The sequence below is a fragment of the Nocardia sp. CA-135953 genome, assembly GCF_050955735.1.
Taxonomy (GTDB): domain Bacteria; phylum Actinomycetota; class Actinomycetes; order Mycobacteriales; family Mycobacteriaceae; genus Nocardia.
The window spans coordinates 4,239,302-4,265,213 of the sequence record NZ_CP192082.1 but is presented as its reverse complement, the minus strand read 5'-3'; the positions used below and the strand labels follow the sequence as shown (position 1 = coordinate 4,265,213).

The 25,912-nt window shown below is 66.4% G+C and carries 26 protein-coding genes; 18 read left to right on the top strand and 8 right to left on the bottom strand.

What is annotated here, in order from left to right; genetic code table 11:
* Positions 1 to 197 precede the first annotated feature (197 nt).
* The 4 genes from ACQPXH_RS19900 (at position 198) to ACQPXH_RS19885 (ending at position 2,859) form a co-directional block, all read left to right on the top strand.
* A complete protein-coding gene (locus tag ACQPXH_RS19900) occupies positions 198 to 803 on the top strand; it encodes a TetR/AcrR family transcriptional regulator (RefSeq protein WP_433598041.1) in 606 nt (201 codons plus the stop codon).
* 2 nt (positions 804 to 805) lie between these two features.
* On the top strand, positions 806 to 1,462 hold the full coding sequence (locus ACQPXH_RS19895; protein ID WP_433598040.1) for a TetR/AcrR family transcriptional regulator: 657 nt from the start codon (positions 806 to 808) through the stop codon (positions 1,460 to 1,462).
* An 87-nt stretch (positions 1,463 to 1,549) separates the two neighbouring features.
* Positions 1,550 to 2,056, top strand: a complete 507-nt coding sequence (locus tag ACQPXH_RS19890) for a VOC family protein (RefSeq protein WP_433598039.1) — start codon at positions 1,550 to 1,552, stop codon at positions 2,054 to 2,056.
* A gap of 23 nt (positions 2,057 to 2,079) precedes the next feature.
* A complete protein-coding gene (locus tag ACQPXH_RS19885; RefSeq protein ID WP_433598038.1) occupies positions 2,080 to 2,859 on the top strand; it encodes a MerR family transcriptional regulator in 780 nt (259 codons plus the stop codon).
* A 385-nt stretch (positions 2,860 to 3,244) separates the two neighbouring features.
* Here ACQPXH_RS19885 and ACQPXH_RS19880 read toward each other — a convergent pair whose 3' ends face one another.
* Positions 3,245 to 3,889: a formylglycine-generating enzyme family protein gene (locus ACQPXH_RS19880; RefSeq protein ID WP_433603515.1), complete on the bottom strand. Its 645-nt coding sequence runs from the start codon at positions 3,887 to 3,889 to the stop codon at positions 3,245 to 3,247.
* A 150-nt stretch (positions 3,890 to 4,039) separates the two neighbouring features.
* Between ACQPXH_RS19880 and ACQPXH_RS19875 the strand changes: the two genes are divergently transcribed.
* The gene (locus tag ACQPXH_RS19875) at positions 4,040 to 4,705 is read left to right on the top strand and encodes a class I SAM-dependent methyltransferase (RefSeq protein ID WP_433598037.1); all 666 of its coding nucleotides are present in this window, start codon (positions 4,040 to 4,042) and stop codon (positions 4,703 to 4,705) included.
* On the opposite strand, the gene ACQPXH_RS19870 is transcribed toward ACQPXH_RS19875, so the two are convergent.
* Complete coding sequence (locus ACQPXH_RS19870) at positions 4,702 to 5,331, bottom strand: TetR/AcrR family transcriptional regulator (protein ID WP_433598036.1); 630 nt, start codon at positions 5,329 to 5,331, stop codon at positions 4,702 to 4,704. The genes ACQPXH_RS19875 and ACQPXH_RS19870 overlap by 4 nt on opposite strands.
* Before the next feature lie 10 nt (positions 5,332 to 5,341).
* Positions 5,342 to 5,863 carry a cytochrome P450 gene (locus ACQPXH_RS19865; RefSeq protein WP_433598035.1) on the bottom strand — a complete coding sequence of 174 codons (522 nt, stop codon included), beginning with the start codon at positions 5,861 to 5,863 and terminating at the stop codon, positions 5,342 to 5,344.
* 194 nt (positions 5,864 to 6,057) lie between these two features.
* On the opposite strand from ACQPXH_RS19865, the gene ACQPXH_RS19860 reads away from it, so the two are divergent.
* Positions 6,058 to 7,617, top strand: coding sequence for a carboxylesterase/lipase family protein (locus ACQPXH_RS19860; RefSeq protein WP_433598034.1), 1,560 nt, complete (start codon positions 6,058 to 6,060; stop codon positions 7,615 to 7,617).
* A 27-nt stretch (positions 7,618 to 7,644) separates the two neighbouring features.
* On the opposite strand, the gene lexA is transcribed toward ACQPXH_RS19860, so the two are convergent.
* Complete coding sequence (lexA, locus tag ACQPXH_RS19855; protein ID WP_433598033.1) at positions 7,645 to 8,355, bottom strand: transcriptional repressor LexA; 711 nt, start codon at positions 8,353 to 8,355, stop codon at positions 7,645 to 7,647.
* Between the two features lie 315 nt (positions 8,356 to 8,670).
* Between lexA and ACQPXH_RS19850 the strand changes: the two genes are divergently transcribed.
* From ACQPXH_RS19850 to nrdR, 3 genes are all read left to right on the top strand, one after another.
* Positions 8,671 to 9,111: a hypothetical protein gene (locus tag ACQPXH_RS19850; RefSeq protein ID WP_433598032.1), complete on the top strand. Its 441-nt coding sequence runs from the start codon at positions 8,671 to 8,673 to the stop codon at positions 9,109 to 9,111.
* 23 nt (positions 9,112 to 9,134) lie between these two features.
* Positions 9,135 to 9,374 (top strand): hypothetical protein, encoded by a 240-nt coding sequence (locus tag ACQPXH_RS19845; protein ID WP_433598031.1) that lies wholly within the window; start codon positions 9,135 to 9,137, stop codon positions 9,372 to 9,374.
* Between the two features lie 175 nt (positions 9,375 to 9,549).
* Positions 9,550 to 10,026: a transcriptional regulator NrdR gene (gene nrdR / locus ACQPXH_RS19840; RefSeq protein WP_433598030.1), complete on the top strand. Its 477-nt coding sequence runs from the start codon at positions 9,550 to 9,552 to the stop codon at positions 10,024 to 10,026.
* A 434-nt stretch (positions 10,027 to 10,460) separates the two neighbouring features.
* Here the strand turns inward: nrdR and hrpA are convergent, their stop codons facing one another.
* Positions 10,461 to 14,624 carry an ATP-dependent RNA helicase HrpA gene (gene hrpA, locus ACQPXH_RS19835; RefSeq protein ID WP_433598029.1) on the bottom strand — a complete coding sequence of 1,388 codons (4,164 nt, stop codon included), beginning with the start codon at positions 14,622 to 14,624 and terminating at the stop codon, positions 10,461 to 10,463.
* Positions 14,625 to 14,773: 149 nt separating this feature from the next.
* Here hrpA and ACQPXH_RS19830 point away from each other — a divergent pair, with 149 nt between their 5' ends.
* From ACQPXH_RS19830 to ACQPXH_RS19815, 4 genes are all read left to right on the top strand, one after another.
* Positions 14,774 to 15,064 (top strand): hypothetical protein, encoded by a 291-nt coding sequence (locus tag ACQPXH_RS19830; RefSeq protein WP_433598028.1) that lies wholly within the window; start codon positions 14,774 to 14,776, stop codon positions 15,062 to 15,064.
* A gap of 196 nt (positions 15,065 to 15,260) precedes the next feature.
* Entirely contained in the window at positions 15,261 to 16,484 is a 1,224-nt protein-coding gene (locus ACQPXH_RS19825; protein WP_433598027.1) for an aspartate aminotransferase family protein, read from the top strand.
* Positions 16,485 to 16,796: 312 nt separating this feature from the next.
* The gene (locus ACQPXH_RS19820) at positions 16,797 to 17,429 is read left to right on the top strand and encodes a TetR/AcrR family transcriptional regulator (protein ID WP_433598026.1); all 633 of its coding nucleotides are present in this window, start codon (positions 16,797 to 16,799) and stop codon (positions 17,427 to 17,429) included.
* Positions 17,426 to 19,021, top strand: a complete 1,596-nt coding sequence (locus ACQPXH_RS19815) for an MDR family MFS transporter (protein ID WP_433598025.1) — start codon at positions 17,426 to 17,428, stop codon at positions 19,019 to 19,021. Before ACQPXH_RS19820 ends, ACQPXH_RS19815 begins: the two co-directional genes overlap by 4 nt.
* 72 nt (positions 19,022 to 19,093) lie before the next feature.
* On the opposite strand, the gene ACQPXH_RS19810 is transcribed toward ACQPXH_RS19815, so the two are convergent.
* Entirely contained in the window at positions 19,094 to 19,525 is a 432-nt protein-coding gene (locus tag ACQPXH_RS19810) for a L,D-transpeptidase (RefSeq protein WP_387284936.1), read from the bottom strand.
* A 366-nt stretch (positions 19,526 to 19,891) separates the two neighbouring features.
* Between ACQPXH_RS19810 and ACQPXH_RS19805 the strand changes: the two genes are divergently transcribed.
* From ACQPXH_RS19805 to ACQPXH_RS19795, 3 genes are read left to right on the top strand one after another with little or no spacing between them, the layout of a single operon-like run.
* Positions 19,892 to 20,215, top strand: a complete 324-nt coding sequence (locus ACQPXH_RS19805; RefSeq protein ID WP_433598024.1) for a hypothetical protein — start codon at positions 19,892 to 19,894, stop codon at positions 20,213 to 20,215.
* Positions 20,212 to 21,501 carry a hypothetical protein gene (locus ACQPXH_RS19800; RefSeq protein WP_433598023.1) on the top strand — a complete coding sequence of 430 codons (1,290 nt, stop codon included), beginning with the start codon at positions 20,212 to 20,214 and terminating at the stop codon, positions 21,499 to 21,501. Before ACQPXH_RS19805 ends, ACQPXH_RS19800 begins: the two co-directional genes overlap by 4 nt.
* Positions 21,488 to 22,474 carry a hypothetical protein gene (locus ACQPXH_RS19795; protein ID WP_433598022.1) on the top strand — a complete coding sequence of 329 codons (987 nt, stop codon included), beginning with the start codon at positions 21,488 to 21,490 and terminating at the stop codon, positions 22,472 to 22,474. Before ACQPXH_RS19800 ends, ACQPXH_RS19795 begins: the two co-directional genes overlap by 14 nt.
* A gap of 101 nt (positions 22,475 to 22,575) precedes the next feature.
* Here the strand turns inward: ACQPXH_RS19795 and ACQPXH_RS19790 are convergent, their stop codons facing one another.
* Positions 22,576 to 23,304 carry an SDR family NAD(P)-dependent oxidoreductase gene (locus tag ACQPXH_RS19790; RefSeq protein ID WP_433598021.1) on the bottom strand — a complete coding sequence of 243 codons (729 nt, stop codon included), beginning with the start codon at positions 23,302 to 23,304 and terminating at the stop codon, positions 22,576 to 22,578.
* A 188-nt stretch (positions 23,305 to 23,492) separates the two neighbouring features.
* On the opposite strand from ACQPXH_RS19790, the gene ACQPXH_RS19785 reads away from it, so the two are divergent.
* Together ACQPXH_RS19785 and ACQPXH_RS19780 are read left to right on the top strand one after the other, a co-directional pair.
* The gene (locus tag ACQPXH_RS19785; protein ID WP_433598020.1) at positions 23,493 to 24,530 is read left to right on the top strand and encodes an AraC family transcriptional regulator ligand-binding domain-containing protein; all 1,038 of its coding nucleotides are present in this window, start codon (positions 23,493 to 23,495) and stop codon (positions 24,528 to 24,530) included.
* 176 nt (positions 24,531 to 24,706) lie between these two features.
* Positions 24,707 to 25,414, top strand: a complete 708-nt coding sequence (locus ACQPXH_RS19780) for a DUF5134 domain-containing protein (RefSeq protein WP_433598019.1) — start codon at positions 24,707 to 24,709, stop codon at positions 25,412 to 25,414.
* Positions 25,415 to 25,432: 18 nt separating this feature from the next.
* On the opposite strand, the gene ACQPXH_RS19775 is transcribed toward ACQPXH_RS19780, so the two are convergent.
* Positions 25,433 to 25,864, bottom strand: a complete 432-nt coding sequence (locus ACQPXH_RS19775; protein WP_433598018.1) for a hypothetical protein — start codon at positions 25,862 to 25,864, stop codon at positions 25,433 to 25,435.
* Between the last annotated feature and the right edge of the window lie 48 nt (positions 25,865 to 25,912).

Below are 25,912 nucleotides of genomic sequence, written 5' to 3'. Positions count from 1 at the left end.
TTGCTGTCTCAGGAGACTGTTCGACGGCGATCTGGTAATTCAGCGTGCCGACAGGGGGCATTGAGCGCCACACCCATTGCGCCGGTGCGCTATTCGCGCGCTGGGAAGTCGAATCCGCGAGTGCGAGCGAAATGCGTACACTGACCCAGCCGGAGCAAATCTGAAACATGTGTCCGTCAGCCGACGTTGGAGGGTAATTGTCAACACGACGCGACGACATTCTCGACGCAGCACGGGACCTGATCGTGCGCGAGGGTTACGCCGGCGCCAGTATGCATGCGATCGCGCGCGCGACGGGTGTTACCCGCCCCGCGCTGTACGCCGAATTCGGTGACAGGGATGAACTTTTCGAGGCACTGCTCGATCGCGAGGAAGAACGGCTGCTGGCCATGGCGGCAGAGGCGACTCCGGTATTGCGGGAGGGCGCCGATCTGGCCGCGATCGCGGCGGACGTCTCGGCCGATGCCGTCGATATCTTTCTCGACCTCGTCGCGGCCGCGCCGCAGAGCTGGCGATTCGTCCTCATGCGCGGCGACGGCCTACCGGAAGCCGCGCACGAACGGGTGGATCGCGGCCGCGAGGCGCTGCGGGAGCGCAGTCGAGCGGTACTCGCGCTGATCGCCGCGCTCACCGAGCGAGATATGGATGAAGAGTTGTTGAGTCACGCGGTGATCAGCGCGAGCGAGACCGGTGCGAGGCTGGTGCTCGCCGAGGACGGCGCGCAACGGCGCGAGGCGGTATCCGAGACATTGCGCTGGGTGGCGCGCCGGGCGGTCGCCGCCGCCGGAATCGGAGAGAACTAGCGATGGCCGACGCGAAACAAGCAGCGCCCCATGAGCAATCGCCTAAACGCAAGTACGCCAAGCGTCTTCAGCCGGCGGACCGGCGTGAGCAACTGCTCGACGCGGCGTTGCGCATTGTAGCGGAGGCGGGATTCACCAGCGTGAGCATTGCCGCGGTCGCCGAGCGGGGCGGGGTGACCAGGCCGGTCGTCTACGACTCCTTCGGCAGCCGTGACGAACTGCTCGAGGCACTCATCGAACGCGAGACCGCCCGCATGGCGGCGGCAGTGGCCCGCTCGGTCGCCGAGACCGCCACCACACCCGAATTCGGCACCGCCGCATCGGAACAGCTGCCCGCGATGCTCGGCTACTTTCTGACCGAGGTCTGCTCGATGCCCGACACCTGGCGACTGGTGTACTTCCCGATCGACGGTGTGCCGTCGGTACTGCGGGAACGGCTCGCCGCGGCTCGCGACGAATTGCGCACACCACTACGGCAAGCACTCGGACTGTGGCTGGCGGACCAGCCCGATGCCGATGGCGTCGATCCGGTTGTATTGGCCCAGGTCGTACAGGGCATTATCCAAACCGCGGCGGGCCTGGTGCTCGACCGTCCCGACAAATTCGGCATCGACCGAATTCTGGCGCTGTTCGACTACCTGTTCTTCGGTGCGGCATAGCGACTCTCGCCGCCGACCGGTTCGCCCATCTCGGTCCAGCGTGCCGTGATTTGACCCTGACGTCACGTCAGGCTGGACGATGTGGTGGTGAGCGAAACTTATCCAGCATTCGATATCAGTCCGGTTCCCGTACCCGCACTCGACGCCGTGGCGCCGGAACTTTTCCGCGGCCTCTACGGGATGCCGATGTTCGTCACGGTGCCGACGGTCGATCTGGTCGCATCGGTGGACTTCTGGACGCGCGGACTCGGCTTCTTCGACCTGTTCTCCATTCCCGGCCGACTCACCCACCTGCGGCGCTGGGCATTTCAGGATGTCCTGCTGGTATCCGCCGACCAGGCCGCGGCGGCAACCGAACTGAGCGTGAGCTTCGCCTGCGTGCTGAGCCAGCTCGACGAGATCGCGGTCGCGTGCGAGCAACTGCTGCCCGGTTGCACATCCGGTCCGCGGCCGATGCCGTGGAATACGGTGGATCTCGAGATTCGAACGCCGGACAACACGCGGGTGATCATGACCGCGGCGCGACCCTACGTTGCGAACAGCGCCGAAGCCGAGGTGTTGCGGTCCATCGGGATCGGGGAGCCGCCGGCATGAGCGCGCCTGTCAGACTGGGCGGTGTGACTGATCAGGCCGACGCCGGTCGCACCATCGGTGCGGCCGCCGCGTCCACGGGCGTCACGATCCGGACGCTGCACCATTGGGATGCGATAGGGCTCGTGTGCCCGACCGAGCGCACCGACGCCGGGTACCGGATCTACACGAGTGCGGACCTCGCCCGCGTCCATCGAGTGCTCATCTACCGTGGGCTGGGCGTACCCCTCGATGAGATCAAGACGGTCCTGGATGCGCCTGCCGCCGATGCGACGTCGTCGCTGCGTCGGCAGCGCGACGAACTCCGCGAGCGCGCCGTTCGTCTGCAACAGATGGCCGATGGCATGGACCGTTTGATCGAGGCCAGAGAATCCGGAATCCTGCTCTCCGCCGACGAGCAGATCGAGATCTTCGGCGAGCACTGGCAACCCGTCTGGACCACCCAGGCCCACGAGCGCTGGGGTGACACCGCGCAGTGGGCCCAGTACGCCGAACGCGCGGCGGACCGAACCGCCGAGGATTGGCAACAGATCGCCGACTCCGTCGACGCACTCAACGCCGACCTTGCCACCGCCTATCGCGCCGGAGTACTCCCCGGCAGTGACGAAGCCAACGCCCTGGCCGAACGCCACCGTGCCTCCATCGACACCTACTTCGACTGCACCCCCGCCATGCACATCTGCATCGCCCGCACCTACCTCACCGACCCGAACTACAGCATCTTCTTCGACAGCCTCGCTCCCGTCCTGACCCCTTGGCTATCCGCCATCATTCACGCCAACGCGAGTTGGTCGAGAATGGATTGAAAGCGTCCGCTCGACGTTTGTGCGTCGAGGATTCACCTGGTTGCGACGAGCGTCCCGCGGGCTCGGACTTCCTGTGGCGGACAGCCTGGCCAGCGACGGAAGGCGCGGATGTCGGAACACCTGGTGCCGCTCCGGCGGAAATGCCACGCTGGAGGGTGGGGCCTCCGGGATCGGCGCGCGGTGGGGCGGGGCCGCTGGAATCCGGAAATACTGTCGCCAGCAAGCGATTACGGTGCCGCGCATACCGGCGATGAAGCGCGAGCTGTCGTGGTATCCGGCCTCGCATGGGCGCATGCGTGGTGGCAGGATTTGATGCGCGCGCTCGACGGGCGCGGCAGGCGAAAGCTGCCGAAGTTCTTGGGCGGCAGGCGATAAGACGCCGGGATCAGGCGAATATCGACCGCGCGACCCGGAATCCGACATCGTCGATCCGGTAGGTCGGATGGCTGCGCCGTCGCACCGAGGCCCGGCAACTCCACTTCTCGTCGGACCAGCCGCCGCCGCGCAGCACCCGATACGAGTCGTACACCTCGGCGTCGTAAATGTCCCAGCACCAATCCCATACATTGCCGAGCATGTCGTACAGCCCCCAGGCGTTGGGCAGCTTACCCCCTACCTCGTGCACCTGCTCTGCGGAATTCCCCCGATACCAGGCGATTTCGTCGAGTTCGCCATATCGTGGCCCCGAAGTGCCCGCCCGGCAGGCATACTCCCACTCGGCCTCGGTCGGCAGCCGATACCCGTCGCTGTCGGCATCCCACTCGACCGCGTCGTCGTGCACGCGATACGCGGGCGGCAATCCCGCCGCCGATGACAAGCCATTGCAGAACCTGACCGCGTCGAACCACGAGACACCCTCGACCGGCAGCCGATCACCCCGAGCCGCACTCGGTACCTCACCGGTGACCTGCTCATACTGCGACTGGGTAATCGAAAACGCCGCGAGCCGAAACTCTGCCACCTCGACCGCCCAACTCCGCTGGGTCCGCCGATCCGACAGCGTCACCCGCCCCGCGGGCAGCGCGACCATCTCGATTTCCGTACGCACAGCTTGCCGATGGTAATGCACGCGTATCGTTTTGCGGCGTCGCGACAACCAGGGCGGGTGTCGGCGAAAGCCTTGGCGCGCCGATGATCTCCGGCCTAGCCTGTACTTCCACCGCGCGAAGAGGAGACGACAGTGCCCGACGTCCGTGAACTGTGGCAGAGCCGAGTCTGGGGAAATCTCGGCGCTCCGGTTTACGACTTCGTGCTCGATCATCCGCAGGTGGCCCGACCCGCCGGACAGGTGATGTGGGGCTGCGACACCCGCCGGATGTATGCGGCGATGGATGTCGTCAATCAACTGCCGGAGGGCTCCGCAGTGCTCGATCTGCCGGTCGGCGGCGGCGTGACCCTGCGTCGACTCGCACCCGATCGCAAACTCCGCTATGTGGCCGCGGATATTTCCGAAGACCAGTTGGCGGCGGCGCGTCGCGCGGCCGAGCGCGCCGGGCTCTCCGATATCGACTATGTACGCGCGGATGTGGTCGACCTGCCCTTCGCCACGGGCGAATTCGATCTGGTGGTGAGTTTCGCGGGCCTGCACTGCATGCCGGATCCGGCCGCCGCGGTCGCCTCCCTTGCCCAGGTGCTCGCGCCGGGGGGACGGATGATCGGCAGTTGTGTGGTGCGCGGGGTCCGGCCGCGCTTCGACTTGCACATGCGGGTGATGCGGACGATGGGCGTATTCGGTCCGTCCGGTACCGCGGCCGAGCTGTCGGGCTGGATCGCCGCGGCGGGCCTGCGCGAGGTCGAGCTTGTGTGCAACGGCGCGCTGGCGCAGTTCACGGCCGTCAAGGACTAGCCTGGCGGCTCGTAGCGCGGGCCGACCAGGGCGATGGCCGTATCGACCGCGACGTCGACGATGTCACGAATGTCCTTGCCCGCCTCGACTGTGGAGGCGATGAGCTCGCGGTAACCGCCGTAGAGGATGGTCGCCATCTGACGTGTCGGCGGGTGCAGTCCGGGAGCCTCGAATCCAGGTGTGGCGGTGAGGCTTTGGATCAGGTTGATGAAGGCCTCGCCCGCGTCGTGCTGGACCTGGCGGGCGGCGTCGCCCAGCGCGGGGATGTCCCGGATCCAGGCGAGGGCGATCGACGTGTCCTGATCGGATGCGTGGATCCAGGCCTCGATGGCCTGCCGGACCTGGGTGCGCCAGGGCGCGGCCGGATCGACGGCGTCGTAGATCTGCTGGATCGTGTCGTTGTTGCGCTCGGCGAGCAGCGCGATGAAACAGTCCTGTTTGCTGTCGAAATGTTCGTAGAAGGTACGACGGGACGTGCGCGCGTTGCGGACCACATCGGCCACGGTCGTTTCGCGATAACCGCGATCGCGCACGGCCTCGGCCATCGCATCGAGCAGCCGACGCCGGAATGCGGATTCCGGCGTCCCCTTGGTGGCGATGCTGGCGGCGGGCTCGGCACGGGTCACAAGATTCAGGTTAGCTTTCGGCGGCGAAGGCGAGTTGGTCGGCGGCATCGCGAACGTCGAGTACACGCATCAGCACCGGACCGGCCAGGGTGGCGGCCGTCTGCATCGAACCGACCTCGTCGATATCGGCGATCGCCACGGCCGACCCACGGCGCGAGAGCAATTGGGCGAGACGACGACCGTGGAACGGCGGAGTGAGCAATTTTCGCTGCTTACGATGTTCGGCGCCGCGCAGCGAGAACAGTGAGCCGGGACCGAGGAACTGACCGAGATCGACGTCGACGTTATCGGCCACATCCGAGTTCGCGGTGAACAGTGCCTTCACCTCGGCCGGCTCGGACAGCACCACGATCCGCCCGAACCGCGGTAGGTAGACCGTGAATGCCGAGCCGTATCGCCGGTGCAATCTGCGCCATGCGCGGGTGCGGCTCGCCATCACCTCGATGGCCTGTAAGAGGCCGGACTCGTTGGCCCGTCGGGCAATTTCACCGTGGTCATGCGGCACCTCGAGCGCGGTACATGTGTGTACCATCAGCACGGTACGCTCACGTACCGCGTGTGGCGAGGGTCACTTTCGGAATAGCCACCCGCTGCGGCGGCGCAGGTAGTTAGCGTGGGCCCGTGCGCAAGCATCATTGGGTGACAACGGGAGGCTGGTTTCGCGGCACGGCTCTGGGTTGGACGCCTCGGGGTTGGACGGCTCGGGGTCGGACGGCTCGGGGTTGGTTGGCCATCCTCGTGGCCGTCATCGTGCTGGTCGGTGTGGCCGTGCCAGCGCCCGCCGAGCCGGTCGCCGGCGATCTCGTCAGCGTCGAGACCGGTCAATTGCACGGCATCGTAGCTGCGGAGCATCGACTGTTCGCCGGCATTCCGTACGCGGCCCCGCCGGTCGGCGAATTGCGGTGGCGGCCACCTGCTCCGGCCGCACCTTGGCCCGATATTCGGGATGCCACGGTGGCCGGGCCGAGCTGCCCGCAGGAAAACGACTTCTACGGGGTATTCGCCGCGAACCCGACGAAGTCGGAAGACTGTCTATATCTGAATGTTTCGACGCCGCGCAACCTGCACGCCGACGGCGTTGGGCTACCGGTGCTGGTCTGGATCCACGGCGGCAGTTTCGTCACCGGCTCCGGCGATATCTACGGCGCCGAGCCGCTGATCGCGCACGGTGACGGCGACCTGATCGTGGTCACCATCAATTACCGGCTCGGCACGCTCGGCTACCTCGCCGCCTCGGCGCTCGACGACGGCTCCGGCCCCGGTAATTACGGCTACCTGGATCAGCAGGCCGCATTGCGCTGGGTGCAGCGCAATATCGCGGCATTCGGTGGTGACCCGGAGCGCGTGACGCTGGCGGGCGAGTCGGCAGGTGCGACGTCGGTATGCACTCAGATGGTCGCGCCGAGCTCGCGTGGGTTGTTCCGGGCCGCGATCATGCAGAGCGGACCGTGCAGTCCGGGTGTGCCCGCCGCCACGGCGGTGGCCGATAGTGACGCGTACGCCGCACGTCTCGGGTGCACCGGACCCGATACAGCGGCGTGCCTGCGCGCGCTGCCGGTCGATGCGCTGGTGAACGATCCCATCACCCCAACGGTATTCGGGGGCCGATTCCTGCCGTCCGGGCCACAGGCGGCCGTGCGCAACGGCGCCTTCGCCGATGTGTCCACGCTCGTCGGTGCGAACAACGACGAGATGTCGTTGTGGGTGTATATGAAATACGGTGTGCCCCTTGGCAGGCCGCTGACCGCCGCCGGATACCGCGACGCACTGGCCGCCGCCATGCCCGACCTGACACCGGAGCAACTCGACCGCGTCGAACAGACTTATCCGGTCGACGCCTACCCACAGCCCGCACTCGCACTGTCGCGCGCCTGGACCGATCGCATCCTCGCCATGCTGGTTGTCGAATACGACGGGCTCGGCCCGCGCACGCCCACCTACACCTACTCCTTCGACGACCCGGCGCCGCTCGGCCCACCGAATACCTTCCCGCTGGGCGCCTACCACGCCAGCGAATTGGCGTCGCTATGGAGCCTGCGCGACCTCGGCTGGCTGTACGGCGCCGTCCAGACACCAGACCAGCAGCGCCTCGCCGCCGAAATGCGAAGGTACTGGACCCGATTCATCATCGAAGCCCGCCCGGATCCGGCCGGTCTCGAACCGATCCCGGCCTACGACCCGGCAGCACCGCTGGTCATGTCCTTCCGGCCCAGCGGAAACCGGCTCGTCGACTCCTATGCCGCCGACCACCGAGCCGACTTCTGGAAACCTATGCTTCCGCGCTGAGCTGGGTCATCTCGCGCCGAACTGGGGTCAGATCTTGCGGATGACCGTGACGACCTTGCCGAGGATCTGCGCGTCATTACCCGGAATCGGTTCGAACAGCGGATTGTGCGGCATGAGCCAGACATCCTTACCGGTGCGCTTGAACGTCTTCACCGTCGCCTCGCCCTCGATCATCGCGGCCACGATATCGCCGTTGTCGGCGACATTCTGCTGGCGCACGACCACCCAGTCGCCATCGCAGATGGCGGCATCGACCATCGATTCACCGACGACCTTGAGCAGGAACAGCGAACCGTCGCCGACCAGCTCGCGCGGCAGCGGAAAGATATCCTCCACCGCCTGCTCGGCCAGGATCGGGCCACCGGCGGCGATCCGGCCCAGGACGGGCACGAAGATCGGGACCGGCCTGCCTGCCTCGACATCCTCGGTGGTGGGCAGGCTGGTCACCGCGCGCACCGCCTCGTCGAGACCACGAACGTCAACGGCGCGTGGGCGATTCGGGTCGCGGCGCAGATAGCCCTTGCGCTCGAGGGTGCGCAGCTGATGGGCGACCGACGAGGTGGAGGTCAGTCCCACCGCATCGCCGATCTCGCGGATGCTCGGCGGGTAGCCGCGCTCGCTCACCGAGGTGCGGATGACCTCCAGGACTTTGCGCTGACGCACGGTGAGATCCGTCCCGGTACTGGGCGGGTCGGTGCCAACTCCGCTCTCGTCGCCCGTGTCGTCTGTGTGGCTCACCGCAACCGCCCTTCTGTGTCCAACTTGCGCCGTGTCCAACTTGCGCCGTTCGCGGGGCTCCGTGGTTATGCATGCTGCCGCCACCGTGCCCGTCGCTCTCGCCGCCTGTCCATTGATTTCGTTTAACGAATCTAGTCCGGTATCGCCTATGTATCAAACATCTGTTCGAGGCATGTCGGCGTTTTCTGCTGACTTTGTCGGTGGGGCGTGGTAGAAATCGAACACAAGTTCTTCGAACACTTGATCGAACAGCATCCCCATCGTCTCGCGACATACCTGAGCACCCACCAACACCCCTTCACGGAGGTTTGTCCGATGAGCACATCGATCAGCGCCCTGAGCGCCGACCTCGAGGAAGAGGCCGACGTCGATCTCGGCTTCGAATCCGTTCCGCGCGTGCAGCGCCCGCATCGAGGTGGTGTGCGCGCCCTGGAGTCCGCGCGCGTCGGGAAGGATCGGCGTCCGAGCGACAGTCGGCCCGGCGGTGCGATGCTGCTGTACGGCCGCGGTCCGGCTCGAAAGCCCGCACTACGTCAGGCACGGGGGCCGCATCCTATGGAGCGGGTCGAACAGGCGCAGGTCGGTTTCGCGGTGCTCGCGGTGTCCGCGCTGCTGAGCGCGCTGGCGGTGACGGCTTTGATCGGGGTGGCGCATTGGCGCGCAGGAACTTTCGGCGGCGAGACCCCGACAACGGTCCCCGCCGTGGTCGAGCAGCAGTCGGTTCCGGACGGTATGGAGGCCGGTGTGCCGAGGTAGCTCGTCGAGACCCGGTGTGGCGGATGGCGACCGGTCGATCCGCCACGAAGCCCGCTGCCGGACTTCAACTGGGGGACCGCGATACCCGCTGGGCCTACATCACCGGCGATCTGGTGCTGCGCCACATCGATATGGCGAGCAACCGGCCATTCGCCGAGGTGGTGCTCGGTGAATCGTTCTGGAGCAAGCTCGCGCACGGCCGGATGATCGCCCGCATTCCGGATATGATCGCCGATCTGACCACCCAGTGGCGACTCGGCTGAGCGTCGCTCGACGGGGTAGTTGGGACGTGTGAGACGGTTGGTGACCCCTCCCGGGTATCCTGGACCCGATATGGACGTATCGGTCTAGACCCCTGTACACGTGCTCGCCGGATCGGGACTGGCGAACCGGAGCCGATTCGGACGCGGGCGCGCGCATCGACGAAGGATCTCTCGGATGCATTGCCCCTACTGCCGACACCCCGACTCGCGGGTCGTCGACTCGCGTGAGGCCGAGGAAGGCGCGGCCATCCGCCGCCGGCGTTCCTGCCCGCAGTGTGGGAGACGATTCACCACCGTCGAGACCGCGATCCTATCCGTGGTCAAGCGCAGCGGCGTCACCGAACCGTTCTCCCGGGAGAAGGTGATCCGCGGTGTTCGTCGCGCCTGCCAGGGCCGCGAGGTCGCCGAAGACGCCCTGAACCTGCTGGCTCAGCAGGTGGAGGACGCGGTGCGCGCCAAGGGTTCGCCGGAGGTGCCCAGCCACGAGGTCGGCCTGGCCATTCTCGGCCCGCTGCGCGATCTGGACGAGGTGGCCTACCTGCGGTTCGCCTCGGTCTACCGCTCCTTCACCTCCGCCGCCGATTTCGAACGCGAAATCGCCGACCTGCGCAAGCACCGCGAGGAAGCGACGGTCGCCGCCTCTGCCGACTGATCCCGGCGGTCAGAGACCGATCCCAGGCGGGCACGAGCAGCCGAAGCTGCCCATCGCCTGCCCGGGGCAGACGATGATCGATCCGGTATCGAGCAGCCGAACCACATCGGTGTCGGTGCGCACCGGCGCGGCTGTCGTGGCGTGGTTGCTGAAGCGGTTGCCATCGGGGCAAGTGCGACGGCGCAGGCGGCGAGAATCGGCGTGAGGGATTTCCGCATAGCCAGTACCTCTTTCGAGAATTCGCGCCGAACTGCTGAACAACGCGCGGTGCGGATACTGTGAGCGCTCGCAATACTCTTGCGCGCCACCATGCTTCGGCGACTGTATCGCCGTACCGCGGCTCCGGTCGCGCCCCAGAACTACCGCTGCGAGCTCGGTCGGCGCTTCGGTTGTCCTGGGGCGGCCGCGCTGGCGGCAGCCGCACGGCTGATGGGTCAGCGGCGGATGGCGGCGATGGCTTTTTCGATGCGTTTGGTGGAGACCGGGTACGGCGTGCCGAGTTTCTGGGCGAAGAGGCTGACGCGGAATTCTTCGAGCATCCACCAGATTTCGGTGACATCCGGGGCGTTCTTGCGGGTCTCGGGCAGTGCATCGACGAGGCGGTCGTAGGCGGCGAGTGCGCGGTCGATTTCGACCATGCCCTGTCGGTCGCGGACCGCGGAGCCGGGTAGTGCCTCCAGGCGGGTCCGGGCGGCCGCCAGGTAGCGGGGCAGTTCGCGCAGCCGAGCGGTGCCCCACTCCGAGATGAAACCGGGGAAAATCAGGTCGTCGAGTTGGTGGCGGACATCGTCGGCGATATCGCGTTCGGTGGTATCGGCGATGGCGGACGAAACCTGGTGCGCCCCAGCCAGCACCGGCACCACCAAGCGCACGATGCGGGCCACGGCGGAGACGAAGTCGGGGCGGATCTTCGCGACCAGCGCGTCGAACTGCTTCGGACTGCGCACCGGCCCACCGGCGGCGGCGATCAGTTCGTCCGCCGCGGTGGCGCGGCAGTCGTCGATGAGCGCGTCGAGCGAGCCGTACGGATTCTGGCTCAGCGCAAGCCGATCCCGCGGCGGCAGACTGGCCGTGACGGTACGAACCGAGGTGGGAATGGCGCTCAATACCAGTGTGCGCGTGCCCGCCCGCATGGCGGCGGCCTGCTCGGCGGGGGAGCTCAGGACGCGCACCGCGACGCCCTCGCCCTCGGGGACCAGCGCCGGGTAACCGGTGACCGTCTGTCCGGCCACTTCGCTGCGCACCGTCGGCTCGACCGTCCCGAGTGATTCCGACGTCCACACGGTCGCGGCGGCTCGTTCCGCGCCCGCGGTCGCACGGGCGACCGAAGCCGAAACCTGCTCGGACAGTCGGGTTTTCAATTGAGCGAGGTCTTTCCCGCGCGCCAGCACCTGACCGTCGGCAGCGATCGCGGCGAACGTCATGCGCAGATGGTCCGTAAGCGCGGCGGGGTCGAGATCGCCCGGTGCGATGGTGACCGAACCGAGCCGCGACAGCTCCCTGGCCAGGCCGATGCGCAGGGGTTCGGCACGCGGGGTGAGCCTGGCCAGCGCCGCCGCGGCGAAGTCCGGTGCGGGAACGACGGTGCGGCGCAGAGCCTTCGGAAGTGTCTTGATCAGCGCGGTGGCCAACTCGTCGCGCATACCGGGCACCAGCCAGTCGAAGCCGACGGCACGCACATGCGCCAGCTGCTCGACCGGGATACGCACGGTGACACCGTCGTCGTCATTACCGGGCTCGAATTGATAGGTGAGCGGGAAGCTCAACTCACCCTGACGCCAGGCGTCCGGGAAGTCGGTCGGGTCGAGCGGCACGGCGGCGTCATTGACCACGGTCTCGGTCGAGAAGTCCAACAGCGCAGGATCTTTGCGCTTCGCGGTGCGCCACCAGCTGTCGAAGTGGCGCACCGAAACGATATCCGCCGGGACGCGCTTGTCGTAGAACTCGAACAGCACCTCATCGTCGACGAGGATGTCGCGGCGACGGGCGCGGTGCTCCAAATCGGCGACATCGTCCAGGAGTTCGCGGTTGCGGTGGAAGAATTCGTGCCGCGTCTGCCACTCACCCTGTACGAGGGCATGCCGGATGAACAGCTCGCGCGACAGTTCCGGATCGATCCGGCCGTAATCGACGGCACGGCTGACCACCAGCGGTATGCCGTACAGCGTGACTCGCTCGTATGCGCGCGCTGCACCGCGCTTGGATGACCAATGCGGTTCTGAGTAGGTGCGTTTCACCAGATCCCCGGCCAGCCGCTCGGCCCACTCCGGCTCCACCCGGGCCGCCATCCGACCCCAGAGCCGGGAGGTCTCGACGAGTTCGGCCGCCATCACCCAGCGGGGCGGCTTCTTCGCCAGCGAGGATCCGGGGAAAATCATGAATTTCGCATTGCGGGCACCCAGGAATTCGCGGGTCTCGGCCTCGCGGACGCCGACGTGGGATAGCATGCCCGCCAGCAGGGCCTGGTGGATCGCGGTCGAATCCCATGGTGTGCCATCGTCTTCGGCAGCCTGTGGTTTCGAAGCGGCGGTGTTGTCGCGGCCGCGGTTCGCTTTCGCGCGAGATGAATCGGACTTGCGCTGTCCACGTTCCGAATCGCGACCATTCGAAGCGGATCGCCCACGGCGCGAACCGCTTCGGCCGTCCGAACCGTCGCCGTTGGCCGACCACCCGAGCCCTCGAGTGATGGTCCGCAGTTGCCCGTGCAGATCCTGCCACTCCCGGATCCGCAGATAGTGCAGGAACTCGTCCCGGCACATGCGCCGGAACTGATTTGACGACAGCGACTTCCGCTGTTCGGTCAGGTACTCCCACAACCGAAGGTAGGCCAGGAAGTCCGAGCCCTCGACCACGAAGCGGGCATGTTTGGCGTCGGCGGCCTGCTGATGGTCCGCGGGACGTTCGCGCACATCCTGAATGGACAGCGCGGCAACGATGACCAGTACATCGGCGAGCACGCCATCGCGGTGGGCTTCGACCAGCATCCGCGCCATTCGCGGATCGACTGGTATCTGTGCCATTTCGCGGCCGGTAGGCGTAAGCGTCAGTGTCGTGTCGGACATCTGGTCCGCTTGCCCCTCGGTGGCGGCAACTTCCTGGGCCGTCGAATCAGCCTGCTGCCGAGTGGGTTTCGCGGTGACGCGCGGTGCGAGCGCGCCCAATTCCGCCAGCAGCGCGATACCGTCGCGAATAGCCCTGCGGTCCGGCGCCTCCACGAACGGGAACTTCTCGATATCGCCGAGTCCGAGCGCGGTCATCTGCAGGATGACGGCGGCAAGATTGGTCCGCAGGATCTCCGGTTCGGTGAAGGCGGGCCGGGATTCGAAATCTTCCTCGGAGTACAGGCGGATGCAGATGCCGTCGGCGACGCGGCCGCAGCGTCCCGCGCGCTGGCGTGCCGAGGCCTGCGAGACCTCTTCGATAGGCAGGCGCTGCACCTTGGTGCGCATCGAATAGCGCGAGATACGCGCGGTGCCGGGATCGACGACGTAGCGGATGCCGGGGACGGTGAGCGAGGTCTCGGCGACATTGGTGGCCAGCACAACTCGTCGCCCAGGATGCGGTGCGAAGACGCGATGCTGTTCGGCCGTGGACAGGCGCGCGTAGAGCGGCAGAATCTCGGTGCGCGGAATCTGTAAGTCGCGCAAAGCATCCGCGGCGTCGCGGATCTCACGTTCGCCGGATAGGAAGACCAGCACGTCACCGTCGCCGTCGGCGAAGAGTTCGCGCACCGCGTCACCGATGGCGTCGACCGGGTCGCGGTCCACGATCCGGGTGTCCTCGTCGTCGTCATCGGTGGCGACGGGTAGCTCCAGCGATAGCGGCCGGTACCGGATCTCGACCGGGTAGGAACGGCCGGATACTTCGACAATCGGTGCGGGAGTACCGGATTCGTCCGCGAAGTGCCTGGCGAACAATTCCGGATCGATGGTCGCCGAGGTGATGATCACCTTGAGATCCGGTCGGCGCGGCAGCAATTGCTTCAGGTAGCCGAGCAGGAAGTCGATATTGAGGCTGCGTTCGTGCGCCTCGTCGATGATGATCGTGTCGTAGCGGCGCAGCAGCCGGTCGCGCTGGATTTCGGCGAGCAGGATGCCGTCGGTCATCAGTTTGACGAGTGTGCGATCCGAGGCCTGGTCGGTGAAACGTACGGTGTAGCCGACGACATCGCCCAGTTCGGTGCCCAACTCCTCGGCGATGCGCTCGGCGACCGTGCGCGCGGCCAGACGGCGCGGCTGGGTGTGGCCGACGGTGCCGCGGATGCCACGGCCGAGTTCCAGGCAGATCTTCGGAATCTGGGTGGTCTTACCCGATCCGGTCTCACCGGCGACAATGACGACCTGGTTGTCCAGGATCGCCTTGGCGATATCGTCGCGGCGTGCCGAGACCGGTAGCTGCTCCGGGTATCGGATTTGGGGTACCGCGGCGCGGCGGGCCTCGACGCGCTGCTCGGCTGCCGCGATCTCGGCCGTGATGCCGGTGAGATCGCCGCCGCGGGCCCGGTCCAGGTTGCGGCGCAACCGGTGTTCATCGCGGAGGGTTACGGCGGCCAGGCGGGTCCGAAGCTCGCGGAGATTCGCGTCGGCTGTCCTGGTCATTGCGTTCACCAGGGTAGCGAAACCGGCGCGTCTGATCCGAGTCGGGCGTGGGCATCCGGTGAGCAGACCGGCGGTACGGTCGGCGAGACTGTGCTGTCGCACGGCTCGACTCGCCGCTCGGAACGGTCCTGATGTGGGAGGATCCGGCGATGGCAGCCGGTGCCGTGCCGCACGGGATCCTGGTCCCGGGTGACCGTGGACGTCACTGCTCGGCGGCCGGCGGGAGTCGTGCGGCTTCCGCGTCCGCCGCTGCCGGTCGGAGCGCGTTCGATCCGCGTGATCGACGCCGGCAGTGGGTGCCCGGTGCGGCCAGGCTGTATCTGCGCGTCACCGGCATCGTGTACGCGATGTTGCTGTCGCATATCTGCGTGGGAGATGAACAAGGGTGGGTCGATGACGTGCTGCAGCGCAGCATGCCTATGGTGATGATCGTGGACTGAATGTCGGCACCGGTCGCGCTCGGTATTTCTGGGCGGCTGATCGCGGGCCGGCTGGTCTACCGGCTCGGCTACAGCGCGTAGACGCTCATTCGTGCCTCGCGGTGGCCGTGCTCGGTGCGCTGTGTGGCGTGGGCGTGGCGCGGACGAGCCGGAGGGAGCGACGAAGTGACGTGGTTGTCGAGCAGAGGTGGTTGATATGGGCGCGCTATGGCATGGCTTCGCCGATATGGGTGCTGTCGAACGCGATGGTGCGTTCGTCGTTGCACGTGGTGAGGGCGCCTACATCTACGACCAGGCGGGCACCAGGTATCTGGACGCGACGGCCGGGCTGTGGTTCACCAACGTCGGGCACGGCCGCGCCGAGATCGCGGATGCGGTCGCCGCACAGTTGCGCACGGTCGCGCACTATTCGAACTTCGGTGATTTCGCTGAACCCGCCACCCAGGAGTTGGCGGAGAAGTTGGCGAGCATCGCACCGGTGCCAGGCAGCAAGATCTTCTTCACCTCCGGCGGCTCGGATTCGGTGGACACCGCGGCCAAGCTCGCCCGCCGCTACTGGCACGAGCTGGGGCGGCCGGACAAGACCATTGTGGTCGGCAGACAGCGCGCGTATCACGGAATGCATGTCGCGGGAACGGCTTTGGCGGGGATCCCGGTCAACCGTGAGGGCTACGGCGAGCTGATGGCCGATGCCCGCACCGTCGAATGGGACGATGCGAAGGCGCTGCTCGCGCTCATCGAGGAGATCGGCGCGGAGCGCATCGCGGCCTTCTTCTGCGAACCCGTCATCGGCGCAGGCGGGATCTACCTGCCGCCGCACGGCTACCTCACCGAGGTCCGCCGCATCTGCCGCGATCACGACATCCTCTTCGTCGTCGACGAGGTCGTCACCGGCTTCGGCCGCATCGGCGGATCCTGGTTCGCCGCAACCCGTTTCGAGCTCGAACCCGACCTCATGACCACCGCCAAGGGCCTCACCTCCGGCTACGTCCCCATGGGCGCGGTCTTCATCGCACCCCATATCGCCGACCCCTTCTTCCGTGGCGGCGTCTGGTGGCGCCACGGCTACACCTACGGCGGCCACGCCGGTGCCGCCGCGGCAGCCCTCGCCAACCTCGCCATCGTCGAACGCGAAAACCTCCTCGCCGACGCGAAGCGCCTGGAATCCACCCTCCACGAAAAGCTCGCGCCCCTCGCGGATCACCCTCGCGTCGCCGAGGTCCGCAGCGGTCTCGGCGCGGTCGCCGCGATCCAGCTCGCCGATCCCTCCGAGGGCCTACCCTTCGTGAAAACCCTACGGGAGCACGGCATCTCAGGGCGTGCGGCGGGCCAGGGCGCAATGCAGATCTCGCCGTCGTTCGTGATGACCGACGACCAGGTCGACGAACTCGTCGAGGGATTCACCCGCGCGCTGGGCTGAGCTCCAGCGACTATGGACCGCGTCGTCTTCGTCTGTGAACGCCTGCACGGTGATCACCGGGCCGAAGATCTCGTGCCGGCTCAGCCGATCATGCCGGAGCAGCCCGCCACTTCTCGGGTTTTCCGGGCAATTCAGGTACGAGCTCATGTGAGACTGCGCTCGCTCGGGTTGCGCGCAGCAGGTTATTCGCCTCGGATGGGAGTGGGTCACTCACGGCTGGTCGGGCCAGGGTCGTCCGGCCGCGCGGCGCCACAGCGCGCCCGCTGAACTTGCAGTTTCTGAAAAATTGCAGTTTGTGCTACTTTGGCGGGCATGTCCAAGGTCGAGCGCCCGATCGGGTTGCGGGAGCAGAAGAAACGCCAGACCGAGCTCGATCTGTGCCTCGCCGCGCGTCGGTTCGCGGTCGAGCGCGGGCTGGACGCGACGACCGTCGAGGACATTGCGGGAGCGGTCGGGGTCTCGCCCCGCACGTTCTTCAACTACTACGAGACGAAAATGGACGCGGTAGTCGGGCCGGTCGGCGAGATCGGCACACCGGAGTTGCGCGAGCAGTTCATCGCGGGCGGCCCGAGTGGCGTGCTGATGGACGATCTCACCTGGTTGTTCATGCACGGCTTCGAATCCGAAACCGAGTTGCGCGAGGGCATCGCGCTGGTTACCGAGATCATCAAGACCGAGCCTCGGGTGCTCGCGGCCTTCGTCGCCTCGGGCGCCCGCCTGCAGAGCGTGATGACCGACCTGCTCTCGGCTCGGCTGGGCAGTGCCGTATCTCCCGAATTCGCCGGCCTGGCAGCGGGATTCATGACGAACATCACCAGCCGGGCAGCGATGACCACGGTCGGGGATCCGACGGTATCGCTCGCGGCGGCAGTACGCGAACACTGCGCAATGGCCGCGCGGATGTTCGAACAGCATGACGGGAAGAAGGAGAGACGCAAGAGATGACCATCACGGCTGAATCGCCGCCCGAGCCGATTATCCTGACCCAGAAGCGGATCTGGCTCATCTTCGGCGCACTGATCGCGGGGATGTTCCTGGCCAGCCTGGACCAGACAATTGTCGGCACCGCGATGCCGACCATCGTCGGCGATCTGGGCGGCATCTCCCATATGGCTTGGACCGCAACGTCGTATCTGCTCGCGACCACCATCATGATGCCGATCTACGGCAAATTCGGCGATCTGTTCGGGCGGCGCTGGCCGTTCCTGTTCGCCATCACGATTTTCACCGTTGCCTCCATCGGTGCCGCCGCGTCGACGAGCTTCTGGGAGTTCATCACCTTCCGCGGCCTGCAGGGCGTCGGCGGCGGTGGTCTGATGATTCTGGCGCAGGCCATCATCGCCGATGTGGTGCCCGCCAAGGATCGCGGCAAATACATGGCCCCGATGGGCGCGGTCTTCGGCATCACCTCGGTCGCGGGCCCCTTGCTCGGCGGCTTCTTCGCCGACCATCTCGGCTGGCGCTGGTGCTTCTGGATCAATGTACCGATCGGAATCGTCGCACTGTTCATCGCCTTCCGCTACCTGAGCATCCCCAGCCACCGGCCCAAGACCCGGCCCGATTATCTCGGTGTGGTACTGATGTCGGCCGCGACCACGTTGCTGATCCTGATCACCGACTGGGGCGGCAAGCAATACGCTTGGGGCTCAACGGTTATGGTCACCATGATCGCGGCGTTCGTCGCGGTGGTCGCTGCCTTCGTGCTCGCGGAGGCGCGCGCGGAGGAGCCGATGCTGCCGCTGTGGTTGTTCCGCAATCGCACCTTCGTGCTGACCTCCGCGATCGGCTTCGTGGTCGGCCTGATGATGTTCGCCGCCCTCGCCTTCATCCCTACCTATCTCCAAATGGCAACGGGCGCTTCGGCTTCGGTATCCGGTCTGCTGCTGATTCCGATGATGGTCGGTCTGATGATCGCATTGATCGCCTCGATGGCGATGATCACCAAAACCGGCCGCTACAAGCTCTATCCGCCCCTCGGCGCGGTTTTGATCTTCGCGGACATGCTCTGGTTGACCCGCCTGGACGCGGACACCGCGATGTGGGTCGTGTCCGCCATGCTGTTCGTCATGGGCGCGGGCCTCGGCCTGATCATGCAGATCATCGTTCTGGTGGTGCAGAACGCCGTGGCCCCCGACCAAATCGGCACCGCCACCAGCGCCAACAACTATTTCCGCGAAATGGGCGGCGCACTGGGCGTGGCGATTTTCGGCTCCATCTTCACCGACCGTTTGACCGAGGGCCTCACCGATGTATTCGTCTCCCACGGGCCCGAAGCCGCGGCGGCGAAGCTGGATCCGGGCGCGCTGGTGCCCTCGGTGGTCAAGCATCTTCCCGAAGGCCTACACGACGCTATCGTCGGCGCCTACGTGGATGCCTTGGTCCCCGGCTTCTGGTACCTGATCCCGGGCGCGGCAATCGCCTTCGTGCTCGCGCTGTTCATTCCCCATATGAAGCTATCCGATGAAGCGGGCATGGTCGCCCGCGGCGAGGCCGTCATGGAAGAAGACGCGGATCCGCAGCTCGTCGGCGAACACTGACGCAGGCGAGCAGGACATGAGAGAAGGTCCGGGCGCGGAATCCGCCCGGGCCTTCGATACGCAATCCGTTTGTCACGGCACGACCTCGACCACGTCGCCGGGGTTGAGATAGCGATATGTCGCTTCGGCGCCCTCGGGAGTCATCCGGATGCAGCCGTGCGACTGCTCCTCGATGGGTCCGATATGGGTGGCGATATCGCCGTTGAAGAAGACCGCCCACTTCATCGGAGCGTTGTGCATAGTGCTCCAGAAGTCTTCCCGCTTGAACGCGACCTTGAAGACGCCGGGCGGCGTCTCATACCCGGGCCGACCGTGCGAGATCGGGGTCGGACCGTAGGTGACCTTGCCGTTGTCCATCAGCCAGGCCTCGTTCGTCGACAGCCGCATGCACATGCGTGCGGTGGTGCCACACGGTGCGACGATCGGAACCGGCGGGATGATCGCCGGTGAGCCGATATCCGGTCCACCGGGCCACAACGGTTCGGCCTGTGCCGTCCCCGCCATCAGGAGACCTGCGGAAACGGCACCGACGAGTAAAGCGGATCTGACCGACCAGTTTCGAAAACGTTTGCTGTTCTTCACGCTTCTGACCCCCTCTAACCCTTGCCGGCACCCTGCGCGGGGATCGCCAGGGTGATGATGGGACCAACTCCGTCGCACAAGCATAGAACCGGCGCGAGGTGAAAGTGATCAATTCCGCATTCGACCTCGGTCTCGGCGGAAGCGGACCGGTGTCGGCATAAGCGACGGATCCGGCGGCATAGACTCCAGCGGAACGAAAGGAACCGCGCGCGCATCGCCCGGGTCCCAAGTACGCTCGGAGTGTCGAAATGTGACGCGACAGATTGGTTTCCGTACTAAGGGGGAACAGTGGACGCGCTGAAGCTCGACCCGGCGGCGATGGCCGCCTACACCACGATCGCGAATACGGTGTCGCAACAGCTGGCCTCCGCGTCGGCGGTCGCGGGTGGCGCGGTGAATCCCGAGCGGCTGGTGGCCGACCTCGGTCAGGTCGGTGCCGGATTCGTGGCCCGGTTCACCGAGAAGGTGAACGAACACGTGCAGGCGCTCTCGACCGCAGGGCAACTGGTCGCCGCCTACGGGCAGGTGTTGCGCGACTACAGCGCGGACATGCAGGGTAGCGATGTCGATTCCGCGGGCGCCCTTGCCCGGCAAGGAGAGGCGCTGCCATGAGACGACTGCTTCGACGGCGGCCCACGAACAACGCGGCCGATACTCCTGCCAGCACGCCCATCGACCCGAATGTGGATCCGCCGATCGTTGCGGCATTGGTAGAGCCGCTGCTGCAATTGCGCGCGTCGCTCGGCAGCGGCGTCGCGACTCCGGACCAATCCGTCGTCAACGCGCTGTCCACCGCGTCCACCCAGGCCGCCGATGCCGAGGGCCCGCACCGCGAGGGCCTGCACGCCCTCGAATCGACATGGACTTCCCGCGCGGCCGACGATGCCGTTCCGGCATTGCGCACCACGCAAACTCAGATCGGTGATATCACCGATCGCGGACCCGAGTACCTGTCGGTGCTCGGCGACGCCCATGCCACCAGCGCCCGTGCCGCGCAGAAGGTGGATCAGATCATCGCGGACTTCCGTCGTGACGCCAAACAGATCATGAGCACCGCGAGCGCGTCCTCGGATTCCGACGCGGTCATCGCGCGAGCGACCCAGGCGCTGCGCGACGCGGTCACCGCGGTCAGCACGGCGCAGTCGGAAATGGATGACCACACTGCGCGGTTGGATGCGATGGGACCGCTCACGGTGACCACACCGCAGGGTGTCGGCACCACCCAGCAGACGGTCGTGCCAGGTACGACGAACGGTGTGACCACCGCGGGCGTGACCACGACGACGCCACTGGATCCGGTGCAGGCGGCCCAACTGCAGTTGCAGCAGTACCTGATCAACGCGGGCGTTTCGGTCGGCACCGCCGCCATCGATGCCGGGGTCAATATCGGCACCCACCTGATCGATAAGATCGCCGAGGTCGGCACGCACGCCATGGACACCGTGGCCGCGTCCGCGGACAAGGTCATCGATAAGGCGATTCCCGAACTCATCCATCCGGGTAGCACCACGAATTCGCCCACAGGCGGTGACAGCGCGAGCAAGCCGACGAATGTCATCGACTTCGGTGGTGGATCGGGGCAGTCGTCCAAGCCCGCGCCGAATATTGGAACCAACTCGGTGATCCCGCCGAGCCTGGACGGCCCGACCGCGACGAAACCCGCGCCCACACCCGCGCCGCAGGCACCGGCCGCGAGCGCGGATGCGCCGCCGTCGCGCCCTTCCGGGCCGGAACCGACGAATCAACCCGGCACCACCGGTGGTCTGGCGATGCCGCCGTCGTCGCAGTCGGATGATGACCGCCGACCGCGCGACGGTCAACTCGGTGTCACCGTGCCCACCGTATTGGCGACCGTCCCGCCTGCGGTGATCGGCGAATTCGACGATGACGAGCTCTGATTCCGGCTCCTCGAGCCAGAACCAGGGCAATCCGTTCGACACCGGGCTGCCCATGGTCCGGCCCGCCGCTGCGGCCCCGAAGCGGCGCCGCCGTTCCAACGCACGTCGCGGTTCGGGCCGGCCCCGGACACCGCTGGCCGATGCGCTCGATCCACCCGAGCGGCCGCGCCGTCCTCGGCCGGCCGGGGATTGGCAGGAGTGGCTCGAACCGCAGCGCCCCGCGGCGGCGCCACCGGAGGCGAATCGCAGTCGGCCGCCGACGCGCGCGGTCGAAGCCGAGTCCGAGCTACCGGCGGAGACGAGTTCCGTCGTACCGACCATCATCGATCGGTCCGGTGGCAATCCCGGTCCGGCACTGCGGCATCCGCCGCGCCGTCGCGATCCGCAATCGAACGGTGGCGGCAACCGAGTCGTCGCGGTGCTGATCGTGCTCGGCGTCGTGTTGGCCGTGGTCTCGGTGCTGATGTTCGTCTTCGGCGGCTCGGGCGATCACAAGCGACCGGCCGCGGCGACAACACGGGCGGCCGCCCAGGGAACAGGTGGGCGCGCCCCGGCGACCACGGCACCCGGTGACCAACCGTCCGCGGTCGCCACCCCGGGCTGCGAACAGCGGCGCACCGGTGACGTCATCTCCGGCACCGATCCCGGCGGCACCGGCGATGGGCCGTCGGCGATCCTCGCATTCGAACGTGCCTACTATGTGCAGCGTTCCGGATTCGCCGCGCGCGGCGTCGTCGCCAATGATGCGAATGTGCCCGCCGCCGACCAGATTCAGCGCGGAATCAATCAGGTGCCGATCGGCACCCTCTACTGCGTGCAGATCACCCGCGCTGGCAGCGATGCGGGGGATGCGCACTGGGAGGTCCAGCTGACCCAGCAGCGTCCGGGCGAGCAGCCGCAGACCTTCACGCAGATCATCACGACGCGAACGGCGGGCAATCGCACCCTGATCACCGCGATCAACGCGGGCTGACGGTCCGATCCACCAGGCTTCGACGGGTGCTAGAGGTCTGCTCTTCGACGCGTGGAATCAGAGGGTGCGCGTCATCCTGCGGGAACTCCTGGCCTGACGGCTCACATACTGCCGAGCATCCGTCGCATCGTATGGCGCAACTGCGCCGGATCCGGCATCGCGGTACGGAACCACCCTGTCGGCGGCACCACCACCAGTCCGCCGCGCCGGTGCTCGACACAGTCGACGATCGCGTCCGCCACCGCCTCCGGATCGGGTGCGTAACCGGGCGCGATGGTGCTGACCAATACGCCCTGTTCGGCTAGTCCGCGATGTAGTGCGGTGCCGAGTCCGACCACCGCGTGCTTTGTCGCGCAGTACACCGCGGCGCCGAGTGCGGCCGTGACGCCGATGGCGGAACCGATATTGACGATGTGTCCGTGGCCCTGTTCGACGAAACGCATTCCGGCGAGCCGGGATCCGGTGATCACCGCACGGAGATTGATATCGATCTGCCGATCCGTTTCGTGATCGGATTCGGCTAGAAACGAACCGGTGGGTTCGACATCGGCGGCATTCACGACGACATCGAGACCGCCCAGCCTGCGCTCGGCGGTCGCCAGGAATTCGGCGAAACGCAGGCCGTCGGTGACCTCGACAGAAATGCCGACGGCGTCGGCCCCATGAATCCGGTTGAGCTGGGCGGTGAAGGCACGCACTTTGCCGATGTCCGCGTCACCGATCGCCACATCGGCACCGACGGACAGGAAGGCCAGTGCGGCCTCCTTGCCGATACCGTAGGTGCCGCCCGTAATCGCGACGCGCGTGCCGACGAGGGTCTTTCTCGGCATGTTGTTCTCGCCTACCTTGGTCTTCGCTCGACGATAGCTATGACGGTAGGTATGCGATAGTGCGGTCGCCATGCGATATCGGGTCATGAGATTGCGCATACCGGTCAGCTCGAGTCGAACTCGCTTGGTGTATACGATGTTCGGCCAAAACCTTGCGAGTATCGGCCAGCAGCGCTCACGATGTATTGGTGGCCTCATGGGAGTGGCGGCGGTCGGTGTCGAATGCGGCGATCCTGGCCGAGCTCGCCGATGATCACAATCTGACGCGCGCGGACCTCCTGTGTGGCACCGGCATCGATCCGGTGGTGTTGAAAACCCCTGGCGCGGAGATCGCTGCGGCACAGGAACTTCTACTCGTCCGCAATCTCGTCACTTTGCTCGACGACCAACCGGGACTGGGCTTCGAGGCGGGTATGCGCACGCGCATCACCACCCACGGCGTACTCGGTATGGCGGTGCTGAGCAGTCCGACCATGCGTTCGGCCATCGATGTCGCGATGCGCTACTTCAGCATGATGACCTCGTTCGCGCGGGCCTGGCATGTTTATCAGGGCGACGAGATCTGGCTCTACGGCGACGACCGGGATCTGCCCGCAAATGTGCGCGCCTTCCTGGCCGAACGAGATGTGGCGGCCATGCTCTACAACTGGTATCTGGTGTTCGGGGTGCCACCGCCGGTGGTACGGGCCGAGGTCGCCGGTGGGCTGCTGTCCCGAATGCGGCCGATACTGGAGCAATTCGAGATTCCCAGCGTCGAATCCCCGGAGCTCCAGCTCGCGGTTTTCGATGCCACCGATATTGATCGACCGATGCCCAATGCGAGCCCGCTCACCGCGCTGATGTTCGAGGAACAGTGCGCCGATCTGCTGCAGCGCCGAGGTTTGCAACAGGGCCTCGCTGGTTCGGTGCGCGAGGTGCTGCTGCATCAGATGAACGGGCGCATCACCCAGGAGGATGTGGCCGAACGCCTGCACATGAGCCTGCGCACAATGCGACGCCGACTAGCCGATGAGGGCACCTCCTACCGCCGACTGTGCGTCGAAACCTACGGCACCCTCGCCGAGGAACTGCTCACCACCGGTCTCACCGTCGAGGATGTCGCCTACCGCATGGGCTATTCCGGCGCCCCGAGCTTCTCCAACGCCTTCAAACAATGGCGCGGCATCTCACCGGGCCGCTTCGCCCGCGCGGCCACCGAGGGCCTCCGCCCCAGCGTCGCGCGCTGATCCCCGCACATCCCTTGGCCGCCACGCCATTTCAGAACGGGCGATCAAGATCAGGTGGAACTGGTGGCTTTGCCGCCATGGTTTCCACGTGAACATCCGCCCAGCGGGTGTCTGGGGTTTTGCGTTGTGGGGGTGGCTTGGGGAAAGGGCGGCGGGTGGGGGGTTGGGGTGCGAGCATGGGGGAGGACGTGGGTTGGGAGGTGGGTGTGGTGGAGTTCGCGCAGGAGTATCCCGCGTTGCGGTGGTCGGTGGTGGTGGCGTTTGTTTTCGCGGCCGCGGTGGTGCTCGGGCGATTGGCGGCGCCGGACGGCGTCGGTAGGGCCGAACCCGTTCGCCTGCAAGCAGATTCGCCTGGTATGAATGCGGCGGAATGTCACGAGTCCGATGCCGCCCATCTGATCATGTGCATGGTCATGCTTGCGATGTTGATCTTTCCGATGGGAGCGGATCCGGTCGTGCTGCGCGGTGTGCTGATCGCGCTCATCATCGTCTTCGCGGCCTTACTGGTAGTTCGAATTATGCAGTGGCGCAATACGATTCGCGTGCTACCCGATGATCGCATCGTCGCCGTCGGATATCACATCACCGTCGCGGCCGCCATGCTGTACTCGATCGCGGGACACAGTGCGGGCATGTACGCCGACGGGCCGGCGCCCGGACCGGCGCTGACACTGACCGCGCTCTTCGCCGCCGATGCGCTCGCCTTGCTCGTCGCGGCGAGTACCGGCCGTTGCCGGCGTTGGCTCGGCCACCCGATCGACATCCGAACCGGCCCGCAGCAGTCGGCTTCCTTCGTCACCCGCGCACTGACATCCGCGATCGTGCCGCATATCGTCATGGACCTCGGCACGGCCTACATGCTGATCGCCGCCGTCTCCGGGTAGGGCCGACCCGATGCCTGATCAGGCGGCTGCGAGACGAGGGAATAGGGCCTCGACGCTACCGCGATTGATCGCGTCGAGCTGGCCGGGTTGGAAGCTCTCGTAGCTCTCCAGTAGAGAGTCGAGGAGATCACCGCTTCCCTCCGGGGCTAAGGGAAAGTCGCAGATGTGTCCGGGCGCGGCCAAGCCCAGCGGGGAGGGAAGGCGGACGGCGTGGTGGACAGTGCGGTGTCGAAGTAGAAGCGCCGCAGGTCCGTCAGGAATACCCATGGGCGTTGTGTCGGGGTTGAACTGGGTGCCTCCGGTGAACCGCCATGCGGCGTCAGGCAGGAAGCCGCCCGCGTGCGAGAGGATCACCTTCATCCGGGTGTGCCGGCTCATCACGCCGTTGAGCGTCATATGGACGGCGGTGCGGGTGGTGTCGAACGGGAAGTCCAGCAGGGAACTCGGCATGCCCACCAGTCGTCAGGCTGCTGCGCCGCCTCGTCGAACTCGTCTCCG